This is a genomic window from uncultured Draconibacterium sp., assembly GCF_913063105.1.
Lineage (GTDB): Bacteria > Bacteroidota > Bacteroidia > Bacteroidales > Prolixibacteraceae > Draconibacterium.
The window spans coordinates 37,740-57,018 of the sequence record NZ_CAJXYQ010000004.1 but is presented as its reverse complement, the minus strand read 5'-3'; the positions used below and the strand labels follow the sequence as shown (position 1 = coordinate 57,018).

Here is a 19,279-nt window from a genome sequence, read left to right as displayed (position 1 = left end):
TTTTAATGCTTTTTAAGGTTCTTTTTCTTTCGTTCCAGAAGCTCAAGGTATTGGTACGTTAACGGATGATAGGCTATGTTGTATGAATCAAGCGCTTTTTGAATGGCGCAATCAATATCACCTTCAATTTCGCAGGCAATGGCCAGATTAAAAAGCGCCTTGCTTTTTACTGATTTTGAATCAGAGCCTTGCGCAATTTTTTCCCAGGCTGCAATGGCTTTATCCCACTCGTTGGAATCGGTATAAAGGGCAGCTTGTTTTAATTCCGCACTTCCGCTTTTAAATATCATCCGGTATTCGCTACGCCAACCCGTGCTTATTTGCTCCGAAAAATCAAGTGCAAGCGCAATTCCTGCTTCGGTTAATGCCTGCTTAACAGGTGTGAAGTCGGAGAATAAATCGCGAACATTTAATGCGATGTCCTCCCACATTAAGGTGTCTTTAAATACTTCTCGTGCAATGATTTTTTCAGTTTGCGGGTCATAAAGTCGGTAAAGTGCTTCGTAAACCACAACCATTTGTGCCCCAACTGCCGAAATAAAAAAGCCCTGGTTGGGGTCAAAAACCGATTCTTCTTCCAGTTTGGTAATCACCCTGGTTTTATACATATCCATCGAGAGCACTGCATCAGTGTGATACAATTCGCACATTTCCCTAACCTCGTTCCAATTCATCGCACTGGTAAAAAATGCATTTTTACTGGCGGACAAGTGGCGGTTTTCAGGAATTACAAAATCAAATCTTCCCGACTCGAACAGTAACTCGCCCAGCGCCACTAATGAAGTGTCAACCGAGGTGAGGTCAAATATTGTTGTATCCAGATTAAAATCATTTTTGTAAAATATTCGTTGCAAAGAATCCTTCTGAAAATTAGTGTAAGTGTTGTCAACCGTACGGTTTACCAATAAAAGGCTTTGAATATTCTGAGGGATGTCGTTTTTGGGTTTCTGCGGAAATTCAACCAAAATACGTTTTGTTGAGCTACACGCATAGGATAAAATAACAATGCCAATCAGTACCATGTAATTGGTATATTTTGATAAATGCATACCTCGCAACTGAATTTAATTAATAAACACCCCAGAACTTTCTCAAAAACCATTCCGTACTTAACAGCAACAATAAAACAAGAAAAATCCAACGAAGGTTTAGCAGTTCGTTAACCATTTCCTGAAAGTAAGTAGTTACCTTTATTTTATTGGTTTGTTGAAGCTCGTTAATTAACTCGTTGGTTTGATTGGGCAAATAAAATTTACCGCCGCTTACCGTTGATAATTGATACAGCAGATTGTGATTGGCTTGGGTAATAACATTTTCGATGTTAACCGGCACTACTGTAAAACTGCCCGTTTCTGTGAACGATTCATTTCCGATGGTTACATCTGCCTCAAAACTATAATCTCCAAGAGGAAGGTGCCCAGCATTCAGGTAGTAATTTTTGCCTTGTACATCAAATGTCAGTTTAAACTCTTCGTCGTTTGAGCTTTTTAACGCGATATTCACTTCTTCTGATTCTATCTGCTCAAAGGCGTCATTGTATACTTCCGCCGTTAAAACTACATTTTCAATTTCAGTGTAAACCGGCTTAAACTCAACAATAAAATTGTCTTCATTTTCGCGTAAAGCCAGGTATTGTACCAGTTGATTTACAAGTTCGTTAAAATGAATGTGATTTTGGTTTTGATAATAGTCAAACAAACGCCAGCGCCAAATACCTTCGCCAAAAATAAAACCACGTTTTTGCCCATCTGTTTTTCCCGTGGCCAGTAACGGTTTTCCGGTTGGAATATTTTTTAGCTTTTGGTAGAGCAAAGGGGTAAACTCCGGATTCAATTCATAATTGGCAAACGAAACCTGTAATGGTGGTAATTTTGGAATAAGCTCGTGTAATTCTTCTGATAAATTAAAGGTTGCAAAGCTGTTGTTTATAATGGGCTGGGCTTCTTCGCCACTTCCGGCAAGCGGCTCAATTACAGCACCCTGGTTTAATACATTTAACTGTGGTAAAAACGTCGAACTACCAACGATAAAAAGAACAGGTAAACGATGGTTTTTAGCTTTTTCAAGAACACTTGCCATTGATTTTCCGGTGCTGGGAAGCTGGTTTAAAATTAACAGGTTATAGCTGCTAATTTCGTTGGGATATGGTTCGTCAGTAAAAACCGATACGTCGTAAGTTTTTTGCTCCTCGAGTGTGTTCTTTATGGCTCCAACATCAGGGTGTACGCCGTTAGAGATAAGCAATATTTTTTGTTTGTTCTCCAACACATTGATCACAATCTTTGCCTGGTTGTTTTTTGTATTTCGTTCGTTATTGGCAGTTTCTATTTTAATTGAATAATGCTTTAAACCGGCGGTTCCGGCTTCAACAATAAACTGTGTTGAGTAAAAATAATTGGTATTTGCAGGTGTTACAACCACCTGCTCCAACACCTGGTTTTCGTACAAAAGCGAGAGTTTTAGTGGGGTGTTTTGTAATTTCGAAAACATTGCATCAACCTCCACCGGAAATTTATTTCCTGAAAACGCTGTTCGGTTAACACGTATATTTTGAATGCGGGCATCGGCAACAATTGTGGTGTCACCGAATCCCATGGTGTAAATGGGAAAGCTTACCTGGTCGAGCATATTTACAGGATTCTTTCCCTGGTTATAAATTCCATCGCCCACAATTAGCAAAGCACCAATATTCTGATTAAAATGGTTGTTAATTACGGTAGTTAATAAATTGCTGTAATCCGATCCTTTTTCTGAAAAATAAAGTTCCTTGCTTGTTTTGGCTTCCTCTCCGAATGTATACGTAATCAGTTCAAAATTAGCCCCCAGTTCATCCTCAATCAACTTCTTTTGGTTTTGAATGGTTTGCATTATACGAAGCGAGTCGGGAGATGAAACCAACGAACCGGAATTGTCCCAGGCAGCAATAATTACCGGGTTTTGGGTAACCTTCTTCAAATTTCTGATAAACGGGGATAAAAGCAAGACAGCTATTAAAAAAAACGAAGAAAACCTTAAGGCCATCAGGAGGCCGCGTTGAAGTTTCGATAATTCTTTGTTAGCCTTTTTGTTTGCGTACAGCAAAAATGAAATACCTGCAGCAAAAAGTAGAATGCCAGGTAATAATATGAGCCAGTATTTTATTCCGAATGCTATCAAAATGTATGTTTTTTTACGAAGTGGTAAATATACACATCTACTTTTTTTTAATCACGATTTATAGGTAATATTGCTGGTCAATCTATAACTTCGTTGAAAGTTTTTATAAAACATAAAACCAAATTTATTTCCAGTTGTTTTCAAAACAGAATATTAATTCAGAAAAAAAGGAGGAGCATAAGTAATTGGTACAAAACCATAGCTAAACAATCATGCGAATCCGGTCTTTTACCGTTGAAAAGAAATAATTTTTATCAGATGAAATACATTGTTTTTATTTTAGGCATATTGGTTTTTGCAGCTTGTGGTCCGAATTTTAATAGCGAAATAAGCATTGAAGAAATACGTGAAAACATCAATTATTTGGCATCCGATTCGTTAAAAGGGCGAAAATCAGGTGAAAAAGGTGATTTATTGGCGGCGCAATATATTTTCGAAAAATTTGAGTCTGCAGGTCTGGAGCTTTTATTTGATAACGGATTTCAGGAGTTTAACCTGGTAACATCGGCACAGGTAGCCGAGGGGAACCTGTTAAAGGTTGACGATGTTAATTTTAATGCTGAAACGGATTTTTTACCCTATGCTTTTTCGGCAAACACAAAAGTGGAGGCTCCGGTAGTTTTTGCGGGTTTTGGCCTTGAGGTAAAAAGAGATTCCTTGCAATGGAACGATTTTGAAAACATCGATGTTAGTGGTAAATGGTTAATGGTACTTCAGGGCGATCCTGATTTGGATAATCCCAACAGTCCGCTTTTGCAATATTCTACCGAGCGTGCAAAAGCTTTAACCGCTGCAGATAAAAATGCTGCCGGAATTATTTTTGTTGCCGGCACAAAGTTTAGCGAAAAAGATGAATTGTCGTCGTTGTTTTTTGACAAAAACAGTAGCCGCTTTTCCATTCCTGTAATACAGGTAACACGTGCCGTTGCCAATAAAATACTTGAGGGAAGTGGCGAAAGTATTGAAACTCTGGAAGCTAAAATGCTGGAGCAAAATACCGGAAAAAACATACAGCTTGCTTCGCTGGTAACAGCAAATGTTAGTGTGGAGCTTAAAGAAACTACCACCCGTAATGTTGTTGCAATGCTTCCCGGTACTGATGAGAGGTTGAAAGATGAATATGTAGTGGTAGGAGCTCATTTTGATCACCTTGGAATGGGTGGCCCTGGCTCGGGCTCGAGAGCTGTGGATACCATTGCTGTGCACAACGGTGCCGACGATAATGCTTCGGGAGTATCGGCAGTAATACAGCTGGCAGAGAAACTGGCCGGTGAAAAAAACAATAAACGTAGTGTTATTTTTGTTGCATTTGGAGCCGAAGAAATGGGCTTGGTGGGGTCGAAAGCATTTACTGCAGAACCTCCGGTAAACACGGATAAAATGGTAGCGATGTTAAATTTTGATATGGTAGGCCGTTTAGATAATGAAACGAAAAGTTTGAGTATTGGGGGCACAAAAACTGCTGTTGAAACAGAACAGATCTTAAATAACCTGAATCCCGGTTTTCAACTGGCACTTTCGGGCGAAGGAATCGGACCATCAGATCATGCTTCATTTTATTTGCAAGATATCCCCGTGTTTTTTATTTCTACTGGTGCACATCCCGATTACCATACACCGCAAGACGATGCCGAACTCATAAATTTTGAAGGAGCACAATTGGTTATGGAGTATTCGGCAGCGGTGCTTACCGAGGTTGCAAACCGCGAAGAGAAGCTTACTTTTCAGGAAGCCGGAAGTAAATTTCAGCGAAGCAGGGGCGGACGTTACAAAGTAACTTTAGGCGTTATGCCCGATTTTGCTGGTATTGAAAAAAGAGGTATGCGCATTGATGCCGTCACCAAAGGTAAACCGGCCTTTAAAGCGGGCATGAAAAAAGGCGATATCATTATTGCCATTGAAGGCAAAAAAGTGGGCAATATTTATGAGTATATGGATCGTTTAAAAACCCTGGAAGCCGGACAAACGATTACGGTTGATGTGCTGCGTAATGATGAACCAACGGTTTTAATAGTTCAGTTATAAGTGGTTTAAATCCATCCTCTTAGTTTGTAGTAGCTTAAGGCAACCAGTTCGCGGGCAATTAATATTTCATATTTTAAATGGTTCCAAACCTGGTAACGCATATTGGTACTTTCTCCTACATCGGGTATCAACGGAGCATTGCCTCCAAGTTCATCATCTGTAAATGAAAAGTCTGCTTCTGAAGCATTTTCAAAAGCCGGTAAAGCATTTATCTTTGTAAATCCGGCCTTTTTAAAAGATAATACAGCTCGGCGCATGTGTTCGGGCGAAGTAACAAGAAGTATGGGGTCCTGCATTTTTACCAGGTGCATACATTCCAGCGCCTGCGATCGGGTATTGGTGCCAAGGGGCTCAAAACTAATTCTTTTGTGTGGAATACCACCGGCCACAAGCTCTGCTTTTATTCTGTTTGGTGTGCTTAAACTGTCTTCGGTTAAACCGGGCATGGCAATAATTAATTTTGTATTGGGAAACGATTTTGCCGCCCGCTGTGCGTACCAGCAACGTATCAGGTTACTTTCGCTTGGCATTCCGCCACCACCCAGTAAAATAATATGCCGGGGTTCCCATTTTAATTCCGATTTACTGGTACCCAGCCAATGATAAACCCAGTAGGGCTGTTCGGTAAATGCCAAAACCACGCATAAAAAGAAGAAAAAACCAATCAATAAGAAGAAATTTCTTAGTAATCTCAAAAAATAGATACTTTTGATTTTGGTTTTACCCATAGCCAATTACTTTTAAGCTATAAATGTAAGTTTAATTTAAAATTATAATCGTTGAAGACAGCAGAAAAAAACGAAATAATTCAACTCTTCGAGAGTCATTTTAATGAAAAGGTCGAACAATTTGAGTTATTGCCACCATCGGGCTCGTACCGCCAATACTGCCGTTTAGGTAATAAAAATCGTACGGTAATAGGCGCTTTAAACAGCGACGTTAAGGAAAACACCGCGTTTTTATCGTTTAGTAATCATTTTTATATCAAGGGAGTAAATGTTCCTAAGGTGTATTCGGTAAGTTCCGACCTGAAAAAGTATTTGTTAGAGGATTTAGGCAATACCACACTTTTTGAGTTTCTCACAAAAACACGTGAAGAAGAGGGATTTTCTGAAAATATAATTTCGGTATATAAAAAGGTTTTACAGGCTCTGCCTAAAATTCAAATCATTGCAGGCAAAGAAATTGACTATTCGGTTTGTTATCCGCGCGAAGCATTTGATAAACAATCGATGATGTGGGATTTAAATTATTTTAAATACTACTTTTTGAAACTGGCTAAAATTCATTTTGACGAACAGGCACTGGAAGATGATTTTCAGCTCTTTAGTAATTACCTGCTAAGTGCCAGTTCCAACTACTTTTTGTATCGCGATTTTCAGTCGCGCAATGTAATGTTAAAAGATGACGATGTTTATTTTATTGATTACCAGGGGGGACGATTGGGAGCCCTGCAATACGATTTAGCCTCGTTGTTGTACGATGGCAAAGCCGATATTCCGGAAAGTGTAAGAACCCAGTTGTACAATTTCTATATTTCGGAGCTTAAAAAATACATGAAGGTTGACGAGGAAAAATTTGCCGGATATTTCAAAGGATTTGTCCTGATTCGAATTATGCAGGCAATGGGGGCTTATGGTTTCAGAGGTTTTTACGAGAAAAAAGAACATTTTCTAAAAAGTATTCCTTACGCCTTGAAAAATCTGGAGGTATTGTTAGCCGATTTAAATTTACCTGTTGCATTGCCCGAATTAACCAATGTGTTAAACCAGCTTACCCATTCAGAGGTGCTAAAAGAAATAGGGCAGGAGAAATCGAATTTAACTGTTCGGGTAACAAGTTTTTCTTATAAAAAAGGCTATCCCGATGATCCATCGGGAAATGGCGGAGGCCATGTTTTTGATTGCCGTGCCATTAACAATCCAGGCCGTTACGATGAATACAAGAAGCTAAGTGGTAAGGATTTGTCTGTGCAGGAGTTTTTAGAACAAAAATCGGAAATCCGGCTTTTTATTGATGCGGCGAAAGTATTGATCGATCAGTCGGTGAAGGTTTATCTTGAAAGAGGTTTTTCTCACCTGTCAATCGGTTTTGGTTGCACCGGAGGTCAGCATCGTTCAGTTTATTCGGCAGAGAAAATTGGAGAATACCTGCAAAACAATTACCCTGTAAACGTTGTTGTAGTACATCGTGAACAGGAAAATTGGAGATGAGTAAAAAAGCATGTAAAAAGAAGGGATTTCAGGATAAAAAAGAAGCGAAGTTCAGTTGCAAAAAATGTGGTGCCAAAGTAAGAAAAGAGGAAAAGGTATGTAAACCTAAAAAACTGGCTTTGTAGTTATCGATACCGATAAACCTGTGCGGACAAGGTAAAATACCCAGAAAAAAGTTATTGATTTTGGTATTTCCCTTTTCAGTATTTATTTTCGCACAAAATTTCAAAACAGACATATTCATGGGAAGAGCATTTGAATACCGAAGGGCAGCGAAGGAGAAACGCTGGGATAAAATGTCGAGAGTATTTCCGAAACTTTCGAAAAAGATAACAATTGCAGCAAAAGACGGAGGCCCTGAAGCGGATTTGAACCCGGCTTTACGTACCGCTATCATGAATGCCAAGGCGCAAAATATGCCAAAAGCAAATATTGATGCCGCCATTAAACGTGCTTCGGGAAAAGATGCAGCAGCTTTTATTGAAACAACTTACGAAGGAAAAGGACCACATGGCGTATTGGTTTTTGTTGAAGCAGCTACAGATAATACCACTCGTACCGTAGCCAATGTTAAAAGCTATTTTAATAAAGCCGGCGGTGGCCAGGTGCCAAACGGTTCACTAGAGTTTATGTTCTCAAGAAAAGCCGTTTTTGAATTTGCAATGCCTGAAGCTATGGAGCTGGAAGAAATTGAGTTGGAGCTGATTGATGCAGGACTGGATGAAATTGAAGAAAATGACGGAACCTACTACGCCTATGGAGAATATACCAGCTTTAGCGATTTAGCGCATAAATTTGAAGAGCTGGAAATTGAAGTAAGTAAAGCCGAACTCAGACGAATACCTAACACCCCGGTCGAGTTTTCTGAAGAACAACTTGAAGATATTGAGAAGATGTTGGACCGGATGGAAGAAGACGAAGACGTGCAGGCCGTTTATACCAATATTGCATAGATTATCGAATTATTTCAAACGATAAGTACACCGTACGATTTATCGTTTGAAATAATTTTACAGTTTTAATAAAGCCATTAACCCCCAAAAAATCGCTGCTTATCTAATAAATTTCAGGTTTTTCCCTGTTTTCAGCTAATTTCGGGAAAAACAAAAATTATGTTGCCTGTACAGGATTACATCAGCCATTTTATAAAAATGTGGGAAGCCAGCAGCGATGAATTGCCGCATTTTCAGAAAGCTTATACTAAAGAAGAAAAGCTAAAACATCAGGAAAATTTCGATGCTTTTCAGGGTAAATTAAAAGATCTGCAAAATGTTCGCAATGTGCAGCGCTTGAAAAAAGATCCGGCAAAATCATTTTTCCCGGTTTTTAAAAATTTTCTTCAAAATGTTTTTGATTTTGAAGCCGGCCATTTAGAAATTATTCTTTCAGAAGATTTTAAAGGTGTTTCGAAAGATTTTTTTTACAAAGCACGTGCATTTGGCCCCGAGCTTAAACCTGAAAATATATACCAGGGCATGCGAAATGTATGGATTATGAATGGTTTGCAGTTAATGGTTCAGGTACCCATAAAAATTACACCGTCGGTATTTGCCTATTCAATGATTTACCCTTACAGCGATAATTTTTTGGATGACCCGGAAATTGAACATTCTGAGAAACTACAATTCTCTGAACGTTTCAACAAGCGGTTAAATGGACATAAACTACCCGCAATAAATTTTACTGAAGAACAACTGTTTCGCTTAATTGCAATGTTTGAAGATGAGTTTCCGCGCGAGAGTTTCCCAAATGTATATGAAAGTTTATATGCCATTCAGCAAGGCCAGACTAACAGTTTAAAAATGAATAGGCAAAATGGTATTTCTGATGCTGAAATTTGTTCTATTTGCTTTGAAAAAGGTGGAGCATCGGTGCTTGCTGATGGTTACCTTGTGGCCGGAAAACTCACCCGCGAGCAGGAACAGGCACTTTTTGGCTATGGGGTTTATTTACAGTTATTAGACGATATTCAGGATGTAAAAGAAGATTCGCTGGCGTTTACACATACCATGTTTTCATGTTTACCCGAAGCTGAACTGGGAAAATTTGTGAACAAAACCATTCATTTTGGCCGGGCAGCGTTAAAAGAAATGGAATGTTTTGATACGCCAAACATGAACGACTTTTTAGGTTTAATGAACAGAAGCATTGAAACCATGATTATCGAATCTGTAGGGTTAAATCATTCGTGGTTTGATAAAGCATATCTAAAAGAAATTGAACAGTTCTCGCCATTGCACTTTTCTTATGTCAGAAAAAAGCGAAAACAAAGTAAATCACAACGTTTTACTATGTTTCAAAAGTATTTTAATACCAATGTGCAAGAGGTGGAAATTAGCTGAAAGAACAGATTAATTTTTACCAAAAGCATTTAGTTTGTACATTTAGCCTCCAATCAATAAAAATAATCATGAGTAAAATATACAACTGGGCCGTATTGGGGTGTGGCAGAATTGCGCACAAGTTTGTTGCCGATTTAAAATTACTTCCCAATGCCCGGCTTTATGCTGGAGCGTCGCGCGATTTGACCAGGGCCAGGGAGTTTGCCAATGAGTGGGGCTGCACAAAAGCCTATGGGAGTTACGCCGAAATGGTTAACGACCCCAATGTCGATGTGGTTTATATTGCCACCCCACACTCGCACCATTTTGAGCACACCATACTTTGTCTAAAAAAGAAAAAAGCAGTACTCTGCGAAAAAGCATTTGCCATGAATTTACACGAGGTAAAACAAATGATTGCGTGTGCAAAGGAAAACAATACCTTTTTAATGGAAGCTTTCTGGACTATGTTTCAACCCAGTTTTCAGAAAGCCATTAAAATTGTAGAATCCGGCGAGTTGGGTAAACTTAAAATGCTTCGGTCTGATTTTGCATTTAACGCACCTTTTCTGAAAGACAAGCGTTTGTACAATGTAAGTTTGGGGGGCGGATCATTACTTGATATTGGTATTTATCCGGTATTTGCGGCCCTGTCGGCCCTTGGAGTTCCGGATAGTATAAAAACTTCGGCTGATTTTAGTCCAACCGGTAGCGAAGAAAGTATTTCCATTATTTTCAAATACCAAGCGGGCGAAATGGCCGCACTTTCATCAAGTTTGGCCGTACACTCGCCAATACAAACCGAATATTGCTGCGAGAGAGGCTATGTTGTTCTGCATCCAAGGTGGTTTACTCCAACCGATATAACAGTTTGGAAAGAGGGGGAAGACCCTCAGTTCATCCCAAATGAAAGTAAGGAAGGATGGGGCTATCAGTATGAGGCAGCACATGTAATGGAATGCCTTGATGCCGGCCTGATTGAGAGTCCGAAAATGAGCTGGAAAATGAGCAGCGACCTAATGGAAACACTTGACAGGATACGAATTGATGCCGGCATATTTTTTCCAAATCATGATAAACAATTATTTTTCTGATTAGGCAGAAATAGAACCGTTTTTGAAGGCGTTAGTATAGATATTTGTAAATTTCAGCTAAAATCAACTTTTGTATAGTGTAATTTACATCAATAAAATAAAAATGCAATGTGCGCTTTGCAATTGAAAAACAAGGGGGTTTATGTGTTAATTTTCAGTGAAAAAAAGTAAATTTTAAATAAAGAAAAAATTCTGCAATGAATTTTATTGTTAGATTAGTAATGTCAAATTTAAGAAAGTTTGAACGATGAACGATTTAAGAAAGAATACAAAACAGGTACCGGAGCCAACTTTACGCAGGCTGCCGGGGTATTTATTTTTTCTTGAAAAAGTTCGGGAAAATGGTGTATTAAATATTTCGGCTCCAACCATTGGAAAAGAATTAAAATGCGATCCGACACAAGTAGTAAAAGATTTAGCCGTAACCGGCATTAAGGGAAAGCCAAGGGTGGGGTACAACACTTATGAATTATGCCATGCCCTGGAAGAGTTTTTGGGATTTAACCATGTAAACGAAGCTTTTCTGGTTGGTGCCGGAAATTTGGGCTCGGCCTTGATGGCATACCAGGAGCACCAAACGCTCGGAATTAAGGTTATTGCTGCTTTTGATGTGGATGAGAAAAAGATTGGAGAACATATTGGAAACACTCCGGTTTTGGAATACAATAAGTTATTTCATCTTTCAAACCGCCTGGATGTTGAAATAGCAATTTTAACTACACCTAATGATGTGGCGCAGGAAGTTGCTGAAGACCTGGTAAATTGTGGTATAAAAGCCATTTGGAATTTTACCTTAACAATGCTCGACCTGCCCGATCATATAATAGTTCAGAATACTTCAATGAGTTCATTTGCTGCGGTATTGCTGCAGCGATTAAACGACACGAAAGCATAACAATTTAATTCGATAGGAAATGAAAAGAATAAATTTATTTTTAGCTTGTGTACACGAACAAATAAAGAAAAAATTCTTTAAAGTTGAAAAAACTGATATTAATCAGGCTTGTATACAATTGAAAAACATGGAAGATGCCATGAGCATGACCGATGAAGAAAGAAAAAGAGAAGATTACGCCCGTATTTACAATGTAACAACAAGGTGGCAAACAGTTTAGCACTTTTTCACCCCGTTGAAAATTTATACTATTTAATAGCAATTCTGTTTTAACTCGGGCTTATTTTTTTTTTGATTGAAAAAGAGTCGCCAATAAACATGAAACTGATATTGGTTTAATTGTTACATTTGTTAGTAAGTGAAACAACTAAATTCAATATAATGATTAAATTTTTTTTTAGCTTCTTTACACTCGTATTTTGTTCCCTGATTTTATTTGGGCAAGAAGATAATCGCCCGGCTCCTCAACCGGCACCCGAAACTACTGAATCTTTTAAACTAGGTGTTGCCGGTTACACCTTCGTGCATTTTGATTTGCAAACCACCCTTGAAACTTTAAAAAGGTGCGATGTAAACTTTTTATGTATCAAAGATTTTCATTTGCCCATAACCAGTACCGATGATGAAATTGCTGCATTTCATAAAAAATGTGCAGAGTACAATGTGCTTGGTTATGCTGTTGGACCGCTTTATATGAAAAGTAAAGAGGACGTAGATAAATATTTCGACTATGCCAAAAGGGTGGGAGTAAAAACAATTGTTGGTGTTCCTAATTACGAACTGCTGCCTTACGTTGACAAAAAAGTAAAGGAGTATGATTTTAAATTTGCGATTCATTTGCATGGTCCTGACATTGAAATGTATCCGGATGCTGACGATGTTTGGGAGCATACGAAAGATTTAGATCCGCGAATAGGGATGTGCCTGGATATTGGCCATGATACCCGAAATGGAAAAGACCCGGTTGCTGATTTAAAGAAATACCATACCCGCGTTTTTGACATTCATTTAAAAGATGTTACCGGCCCCACAAAATTGGGATATTCGGTAGAAGTGGGGCGTGGAATTATTGATTTTCCGGCCTTTGTAGATATGTTACGCGAAGTGGAGTACGAGGGGGTGGTGAGCCTTGAGCACGAACGAAACATGAAAGATCCGTTTATGGGAATAGCTGAGTCGATCGGCTATTTTAGAGCAATGATAACCGCAACAAAATAATTTATATTTTATGTCTGAAAAAGGAGCTTTCCTAATCCGAAAGCTCCTTTTTTATAGGGGCCTATTTTAGGATGGATCAATTGCGTTCGTCTGTTTATCATATTCTGTAGCAAATAAGATTCTTAATTTGATATGCAACAAAACCGTGTACGATTAGTTAAGAGTCATGATGCTATTCTCTGATTGTTATTTATTAATTCAAATTCTTCCATTGTTTTATATCCCAAAGCTGAATATCTCTTTTTTCGGTTGTACTATGTTTCTATCCAGTTGAACAATGATAGTTTTGCCTGCTCCTGAGTTGAAAACCGATTTTTACTTGCGGTTGCCCATTGGTTGGCCAAGATATAAAAAGAACACAGTAAATGCATTCTATTTTAATTGTTTATGTATTGAAAAAGTGGAGCTGGCGGGGGTAGTGTCGAACTTTTTGCAGGAGGATTTTGATTGTTTAGAGAGCTTCATGAAATCGCAAAAACATGTCAATAAATTGAAACTATAATCCTTTTTGCTTAGGCTTTAATAAATTGAATACCACTACTTATGGTTATAATTTCTTTGAAAAGTACACCTGAATATTTCTATAAATCAACTAACATTCTCATAAAATACTACAAATCTCAACTTCCTCTTTTTTGCCCTTGAGGCTTACGTTTCCTAACTTTTGAATGTTGTAGTTGTTGGGAACTTGTTTTAATTCGTTTACAAATTGGCGGGTTGCCAAAACGCTGGCATCAAAACTTTTGCAATGTTTCTGAATACGGGCAGCAGTGTTTAGCACATCGCCATGAAAAGCAATCTCGCTTTTTACATCGCCAACCTCAGCCATCATTACCTGTCCCGAATTTATTGAGGCGGTAAACTTTGGCACAATGCCAAACTCTTTCATAAAAAACTCTTCTCTGGCTCTTAGCTGTTCGGTGAAGTAGAAGAAAAAATCAACAGCGCGTTTGTAATTCTTTTCTTTTCTGGCAGGCCATGACACTACCACTTCGTCGCCTACAAACTGGTATTGCGAGGCATTAAATTTTCGTTCGAAATGACCAATTTTTTTAAAGCATTCCTGAATAAAATGACTGTATTTATTATGACCAAGTATTTCGGCATATTGTGTTGACGAAATAAGGTCGATGAAAATAAAAATGCGGTTTACTTCGCGAGGTTTCTTATAATAGCCCGATATAATTTCATAGAAATTTTCGTCACCTACCTTTTCGGAAACAATCTTCATCATTGAAAGTATGTACGAAATTATTACGCAAATAAGTAAAAAATACAGCGTAATATTATTGAAAAAGAACCTTTCTGCAATAAAACCAATACTCTCGATACTGCTGAACGGGCGCGGCCAATAATGCACCAAGGCAATGGCAGAACTAACAAATAAAAATATTACAAGAATAAACAATACATTGAACACAACTATCCCCAGAACGCTAAACCTGTCAATATATTGACGTATTAATTTGTTTTCGAAACACCAACTGAACACTGCAACCAGGCCAACTACACAAAACACTATAAGTGGCGAAGAATCGACAAAGCGGAAAATTTTTTCGCCCTCTTCAAATATTTCAGGATTAATTAGATAATTGAACGAGAAAAGGACAAAGAACAAAATATTCCATATCAGTATATAGAATAATATTTCCAGCAACTGGTAAATCCACTCTCGCTGCCATTCTATTTTTTGCAGTTTAAAACCCATTGTTTTCTAATTTACAGAAACTTTCTCAAATAATTTCTTTCATGTACAAAACTCATCTTTCAAACGCTTCATTTTTGAATTAAGGTCGAACTGTACACTACTGATTGTTGAGCGTGTATAGTTTTCCTGTTTATAAAATTTGTTTTGCAGACGCTTAGTTATTAAATCTAAATTGGAAAGTATAGTTAAAGCTATTTCGTTTCCTTTATCGTTAGTATTTTTCTTAGTGTTTTCTATTGCAGGAAATAAGGGCGAATGCTCTTTAAAATTTACGAGTTTCATTCTTTTTCCAGTTAATTGGTAGTAGAGCATAACGAAGAAATCGAGTTCGAAATCAAGTTCCCGCACATCGAAGAACAATGGTTGCAAATCGCTTTTTAACATGGCTTTGTGCAGTACCATTTCCTGATATGGGTTGGCACCAAAATCGAATAGGAATTCGTGTGGGGTTCCTATAACAATGTCAGCTTCATTATTGTAGATTGGTTGATGCAATTTTTCAAAATCGACTTTTTGCAAACCATTTACCTTGGCATTTATAAACAATAAGATTTCATTTTGTGCATATTCAGCCCCGTAAACCATGGCGTAGTTCATAGCTTTTTCTGTTTCGTATTTTTAAATAGGTAAACTCATAATGAAAAGCAAGCGTCTCCAATACTTCGGCGGTATTATCGGTAGAGCCGTTGTCAACCACAATAACCTCTGCTTGTGGGTTGTATTTGCAACACGCAGCAACTACATTAAAAATAGTTTTTTCCTGGTTGTGGGTACTTATTATTATAATAATCATTTTAGTATGGTGCTTTTTATGAATACAAAAACAAGCTTGGAATCTCGTCCTGTTCTTTGTTCATATCTGGCTTTGAAATTTCGTGAAAGTAATCGCACAGTTGCTCAACTGTTAATGTTTCAAAGTAATTTGGTAAATTTTTGTGGGCATTGTTCATTAAGCCCAGCTTCCAAATTATAATATTGAAATCCTCTTCCGAAAAATTTAATTCTTTTACCAGTTTTGTTTTAGCTTTAATATTTCTTCGGTGGTGTCCCTGTTTTTCCAGTTGGTTTATCACTACCAATTCTATTTGTAATCTATTCATGGTTTTATGGCTCATTTTATCCGTGTCCAAACCTCCCGAAACTTAAAAAAACCGTATGTATATGTTACTTTCACCAAGTCGCGATTTTCCATTTTTAGCCTGCCTTTCATTTTATAAAGCCCTCCTTGCAATTCTTTTTTATAAATGGTTTTCCCGTTTTTGCCATCAAACAAAATGTTACTATGAACTTTACTATTGTCTTTACGTATTTCTCCCTTCTCGGCATACTCAATACAGTAGCCAATCACCACGTTTTCTTCTTTTCTAAATTCAACGATAGAAGTAAAATCCTCTCTCTTGTTTTCTACTTTCCATTTACCCAACAAGGCTTCTTCTTTTTGGGCATTAACCTGCATGCAAGCTACCAGCAGTAGCAAATTGATGATAAAAAATTTAATTGTTTTCATGGTTTTTATTTTAGTCACAAGACAAGAGAATTCAATCTTTCGTGGTTCTATTTTATCTCTCTGGTTGTTTTATGATTTTGATTTTTTGCCACGTATAACATAAAATATCGATGGGATTACAAACATTGAAAGGAGAGTTGAAGTAATAATTCCGCCAATAGTTACAATCGCCAAAGGTGTGCGAAACGCAGCTCCTGCATCGCCAATTCCAAGTGCGTTGGGTAGCATACCAATAATTATGGCTACACCGGTCATAATTACAGTTTTCATTTTCGTTTTACTTGCGGTAACAGTTGCATCATACAACGATAAACCTTTTTTATTTAGCTGAGTAATATAATCGTGAATAAGAATACTGGCGTTTACTGCCAAACCAACGAGCGTAATCATGGCTAACAGTGCCATAATGTTTATTGATGTACCACTAATAAACATAAGCACAAACACCCCAATCATTGCCATAGGTATGGTTGTGAACAGAATAACCGGATGCCAGAAGTTTTCTAACAAAGAAGCCAAAAGCATATAAAGTAATAAAATGGCAATTAGCAAGGTTATTGCAAAATCGGCATTCGTTTCATCCATGTCTTTAATGTTTCCCGACCAGTCAAATTCAACCGAAGCAGGTAAATCCAAGCCTTCAACTACATTAAAAACTCTATTTTGAATATCCATCTCTGACATCCCATTTTCGGGAATCATACCAAATTCAATCGTTTTCTTATTATCAATATGAAAAATTCGTGCCTGAGAAGTTTTATATGAAATGTCAACCAATTGCTCAACAGTGTAAGTAGCTCCTTGCGAAAATACGGGTATTTGACGTATTTTATCGAGACTATTAACTGCCTCCTCACTAAAACTGACTGTTATGTCGTACTCTTTTCCATTTTCTTTATACACTCCGGCATTAATACCATTAATACTTCCCCGAACTGCATAGGCCAAATCAAACGTTGAAATACCCAACTTTGCTAATAAATTTCCTTTGGGTATTAAATGAATAACCTGGTTTCCTTCGCGAAAAGATGATTCAAAATTGGTAATCCCTTCCAAATCGGAAAGCGCATCCTTAACCAGGCTATTGGCTACCTTTAAGTCTTCCGGGTATTGAGACTGGAGTACAAACGAAACCGGCATTCCGGCATCTGAACCATCTACCGAAACAAAAGGGATAATATCAGGCAATTGCACTAATTCGTTTGTAATAATATCAATTAGCTGATAGTTGGATAGCAAACGTTGTTTAGCAGGATGCAGCTTTACTTGTATCTTTGCAAAATTACTTCCTTTTGTATTGCCATTTTTAGTACCTATTTCGCATAGCGTAGCTTTAACTTCAGTATGAGCACTGATTTTTGTTTCAATCTCTTTTATTATTTTGCCCGTTTCTTTAAGGTTTGTTCCCGCCGGTAGTTCGCACTCTACGAACAATGTACCCGAATCGTCTTTTGGCATAAAGTTAAAACCAACATGCTTCATTAATCCGGTTGAACAGAAAAACAATACTATCATCAAAATAAACAGAGATACTGGTTTCCATTTCTTTGAGATTAACCACTTTATCGAATTTCCATAGCGCTCTGCCAATCCATCGAAGAACCTATCCATAGCTAAAGAAAAACGTCCTTGTTTTCTTTCTTTTCGGAATAAAACACTGGTAAGCATAGGCGTTAGGGTAAACGATACCAATAACGAAAAAATAGTTGCGACTGATATGGTAAGCGCATATTCTTTGAAATAAGCTCCTGCCAAACTGGTCATAGAAGCAATAGGTAAAAAAACTACCAGGTTTGTTCCGGTAGATGCAATAACAGCCATTACCACCTCGGATGTGCCTTCAACAGAAGCTTCTTTAATACTAAGTCCTTCTTTTTTCAGACGTATTATGTTTTCGATGACTACAATGGAGTTTGAAATCAATGCTCCAATGGAAACGGCGAAACTCATTAAGGTCATCATGTTCAGCGACGCATTAATCTGTTTCATAATTGCCAGTGTTGCAATTAACGATACAGGAATTGAAATACTTACTATGATTACCGTTCGAAAATCGCCCAGGAAAAAAAACAGTATAAATCCTGTAAACACGATTCCCAGAATCACATTCATTAAAGCATCATCGACTGCACTTTTTGTATATACCGACGAATCGAAAGGAGTGCTCAATTTTACACCTTCGGGAAGAGTCGGTTGTAATTCTTTAATCTTTTGGCGAACGCTTTCGGCTACTTTAACTGAGTTGGCATTCGATAATTTACGAATACTAATACTCACTACATTGTCGTAATATTTATCTCCCTCAATATCAAAAAAAGTGGATTTAGTTTTTACTCGCTTTACCGAGTCAATAACGCTGGCAAAATTATTAATAGCCAATGGCTCGGTATTATGCATCAAAAACAAATTTTTAATATCCTCTACCGTTTTAAATTCCTCACCTGTTTCAACCGAAAACTGACGATGCTGATTATCGAAATTCCCACCGGGCAGTTTTACATTTGTTACTTCAATTAACTGGCTAACATCTTGCAGGTTTAGCCCTACTTCGTACATACGCCTTTTATCTGCTAAAATTTTGATTTCACGTTCTTCTCCACCCGTAATTTCAGCTTTTGAAACGCCCTCAATTTGAAGAAACTGGTTTTTCAACTCCTTATCAGCAATATCATAAAGAGCTTTTCCCGAAATATCACCACTTAGTACAATGTTGATAACTGGCATATCGCCAGGATTAAACTTTTGTATCACCGGACGCTCAATATTGCCTGGCAAATCGGGCGTTACAATGTCCATTTTCTCCTTTACCTCGTTTATAGCTTCGTCGTCGTCTTTACTCAGTTTAAATTCAACAATTACCATAGAAAGACTTTCCATGGAGTACGATTTTACAGATTTGATATTATTGATACTGGAAACTTCTTTCTCTATTTTATTGGTAATATCACCTTCAATTTCTTCGGGGGTTGCTCCTGGTAAAATTGTATTAATCATTACTACAGGAGGGTTTACATCTGGTGTAAAATTAACCCCTAGCTTATTGTATGCAGTTATACCGAAAAAAACCAAAGCTATAAACAACATCGTTGTTGTAACAGGTTTGTTAACTGCAAATTTTGTAAGTATCATGTTTCTTTTGTTC

The 19,279-nt window shown here is 37.7% G+C and carries 17 protein-coding genes; 8 read left to right on the top strand and 9 right to left on the bottom strand.

The features are described from left to right. Positions 1-2: 2 nt before the first annotated feature. Together QZ574_RS04975 and QZ574_RS04970 are read right to left on the bottom strand one after the other, a co-directional pair. Entirely contained in the window at positions 3-1,049 is a 1,047-nt protein-coding gene (locus QZ574_RS04975; protein WP_297087416.1) for a DUF6340 family protein, read from the bottom strand. 19 nt (positions 1,050-1,068) lie between these two features. Then, positions 1,069-2,955, bottom strand: a complete 1,887-nt coding sequence (locus tag QZ574_RS04970; protein ID WP_297087415.1) for a hypothetical protein — start codon at positions 2,953-2,955, stop codon at positions 1,069-1,071. Positions 2,956-3,414: 459 nt separating this feature from the next. Between QZ574_RS04970 and QZ574_RS04965 the strand changes: the two genes are divergently transcribed. Next, positions 3,415-5,181, top strand: coding sequence for a M28 family peptidase (locus QZ574_RS04965; RefSeq protein ID WP_297087413.1), 1,767 nt, complete (start codon positions 3,415-3,417; stop codon positions 5,179-5,181). A gap of 5 nt (positions 5,182-5,186) precedes the next feature. Here the strand turns inward: QZ574_RS04965 and QZ574_RS04960 are convergent, their stop codons facing one another. Then, entirely contained in the window at positions 5,187-5,876 is a 690-nt protein-coding gene (locus QZ574_RS04960; protein ID WP_297087412.1) for a YdcF family protein, read from the bottom strand. Between the two features lie 84 nt (positions 5,877-5,960). On the opposite strand from QZ574_RS04960, the gene QZ574_RS04955 reads away from it, so the two are divergent. The 7 genes from QZ574_RS04955 (at position 5,961) to QZ574_RS04925 (ending at position 12,922) form a co-directional block, all read left to right on the top strand. Then, positions 5,961-7,394, top strand: a complete 1,434-nt coding sequence (locus tag QZ574_RS04955; protein WP_297087410.1) for an RNase adapter RapZ — start codon at positions 5,961-5,963, stop codon at positions 7,392-7,394. Between the two features lie 242 nt (positions 7,395-7,636). Continuing rightward, positions 7,637-8,347, top strand: coding sequence for a YebC/PmpR family DNA-binding transcriptional regulator (locus QZ574_RS04950; RefSeq protein ID WP_297087408.1), 711 nt, complete (start codon positions 7,637-7,639; stop codon positions 8,345-8,347). Positions 8,348-8,506: 159 nt separating this feature from the next. Then, complete coding sequence (locus QZ574_RS04945; protein ID WP_297087407.1) at positions 8,507-9,736, top strand: hypothetical protein; 1,230 nt, start codon at positions 8,507-8,509, stop codon at positions 9,734-9,736. 68 nt (positions 9,737-9,804) lie between these two features. Next, positions 9,805-10,809, top strand: a complete 1,005-nt coding sequence (locus QZ574_RS04940; RefSeq protein WP_297087404.1) for a Gfo/Idh/MocA family oxidoreductase — start codon at positions 9,805-9,807, stop codon at positions 10,807-10,809. Between the two features lie 247 nt (positions 10,810-11,056). Next, positions 11,057-11,704 carry a redox-sensing transcriptional repressor Rex gene (locus QZ574_RS04935; RefSeq protein ID WP_297087402.1) on the top strand — a complete coding sequence of 216 codons (648 nt, stop codon included), beginning with the start codon at positions 11,057-11,059 and terminating at the stop codon, positions 11,702-11,704. Between the two features lie 19 nt (positions 11,705-11,723). After that, positions 11,724-11,924, top strand: coding sequence for a hypothetical protein (locus tag QZ574_RS04930; protein WP_297087400.1), 201 nt, complete (start codon positions 11,724-11,726; stop codon positions 11,922-11,924). Between the two features lie 161 nt (positions 11,925-12,085). Further along, entirely contained in the window at positions 12,086-12,922 is an 837-nt protein-coding gene (locus QZ574_RS04925; RefSeq protein WP_297087397.1) for a sugar phosphate isomerase/epimerase family protein, read from the top strand. Positions 12,923-13,523: 601 nt separating this feature from the next. Here the strand turns inward: QZ574_RS04925 and QZ574_RS04920 are convergent. From QZ574_RS04920 to QZ574_RS04895, 6 genes are all read right to left on the bottom strand, one after another. Further along, entirely contained in the window at positions 13,524-14,630 is a 1,107-nt protein-coding gene (locus QZ574_RS04920) for an adenylate/guanylate cyclase domain-containing protein (protein ID WP_297087395.1), read from the bottom strand. A gap of 39 nt (positions 14,631-14,669) precedes the next feature. Then, the gene (locus QZ574_RS04915; RefSeq protein WP_297087393.1) at positions 14,670-15,227 is read right to left on the bottom strand and encodes a hypothetical protein; all 558 of its coding nucleotides are present in this window, start codon (positions 15,225-15,227) and stop codon (positions 14,670-14,672) included. After that, positions 15,199-15,423, bottom strand: coding sequence for a glycosyltransferase (locus QZ574_RS04910; protein ID WP_297087391.1), 225 nt, complete (start codon positions 15,421-15,423; stop codon positions 15,199-15,201). The genes QZ574_RS04915 and QZ574_RS04910 overlap by 29 nt, the downstream gene beginning before the upstream one ends. A gap of 16 nt (positions 15,424-15,439) precedes the next feature. Beyond that, positions 15,440-15,730, bottom strand: a complete 291-nt coding sequence (locus QZ574_RS04905) for a hypothetical protein (RefSeq protein WP_297087388.1) — start codon at positions 15,728-15,730, stop codon at positions 15,440-15,442. 11 nt (positions 15,731-15,741) lie between these two features. Beyond that, a complete protein-coding gene (locus QZ574_RS04900) occupies positions 15,742-16,137 on the bottom strand; it encodes a hypothetical protein (RefSeq protein WP_297087386.1) in 396 nt (131 codons plus the stop codon). Positions 16,138-16,206: 69 nt separating this feature from the next. Then, positions 16,207-19,266 (bottom strand): efflux RND transporter permease subunit, encoded by a 3,060-nt coding sequence (locus tag QZ574_RS04895; RefSeq protein WP_297087384.1) that lies wholly within the window; start codon positions 19,264-19,266, stop codon positions 16,207-16,209. Positions 19,267-19,279 lie beyond the last annotated feature (13 nt).

Coding starts and splice junctions, on each gene's coding strand:
- QZ574_RS04915 (WP_297087393.1), bottom strand. CDS start 15,227: ATGAACTACGCCATGGTTTACGGGGCTGAATATGCACAAAATGAAATC.
- QZ574_RS04935 (WP_297087402.1), top strand. CDS start 11,057: ATGAACGATTTAAGAAAGAATACAAAACAGGTACCGGAGCCAACTTTA.
- QZ574_RS04965 (WP_297087413.1), top strand. CDS start 3,415: ATGAAATACATTGTTTTTATTTTAGGCATATTGGTTTTTGCAGCTTGT.
- QZ574_RS04945 (WP_297087407.1), top strand. CDS start 8,507: ATGTTGCCTGTACAGGATTACATCAGCCATTTTATAAAAATGTGGGAA.
- QZ574_RS04900 (WP_297087386.1), bottom strand. CDS start 16,137: ATGAAAACAATTAAATTTTTTATCATCAATTTGCTACTGCTGGTAGCT.
- QZ574_RS04930 (WP_297087400.1), top strand. CDS start 11,724: ATGAAAAGAATAAATTTATTTTTAGCTTGTGTACACGAACAAATAAAG.
- QZ574_RS04905 (WP_297087388.1), bottom strand. CDS start 15,730: ATGAATAGATTACAAATAGAATTGGTAGTGATAAACCAACTGGAAAAA.
- QZ574_RS04895 (WP_297087384.1), bottom strand. CDS start 19,266: ATGATACTTACAAAATTTGCAGTTAACAAACCTGTTACAACAACGATG.
- QZ574_RS04925 (WP_297087397.1), top strand. CDS start 12,086: ATGATTAAATTTTTTTTTAGCTTCTTTACACTCGTATTTTGTTCCCTG.
- QZ574_RS04910 (WP_297087391.1), bottom strand. CDS start 15,423: ATGATTATTATAATAATAAGTACCCACAACCAGGAAAAAACTATTTTT.
- QZ574_RS04975 (WP_297087416.1), bottom strand. CDS start 1,049: ATGCATTTATCAAAATATACCAATTACATGGTACTGATTGGCATTGTT.
- QZ574_RS04920 (WP_297087395.1), bottom strand. CDS start 14,630: ATGGGTTTTAAACTGCAAAAAATAGAATGGCAGCGAGAGTGGATTTAC.
- QZ574_RS04940 (WP_297087404.1), top strand. CDS start 9,805: ATGAGTAAAATATACAACTGGGCCGTATTGGGGTGTGGCAGAATTGCG.
- QZ574_RS04950 (WP_297087408.1), top strand. CDS start 7,637: ATGGGAAGAGCATTTGAATACCGAAGGGCAGCGAAGGAGAAACGCTGG.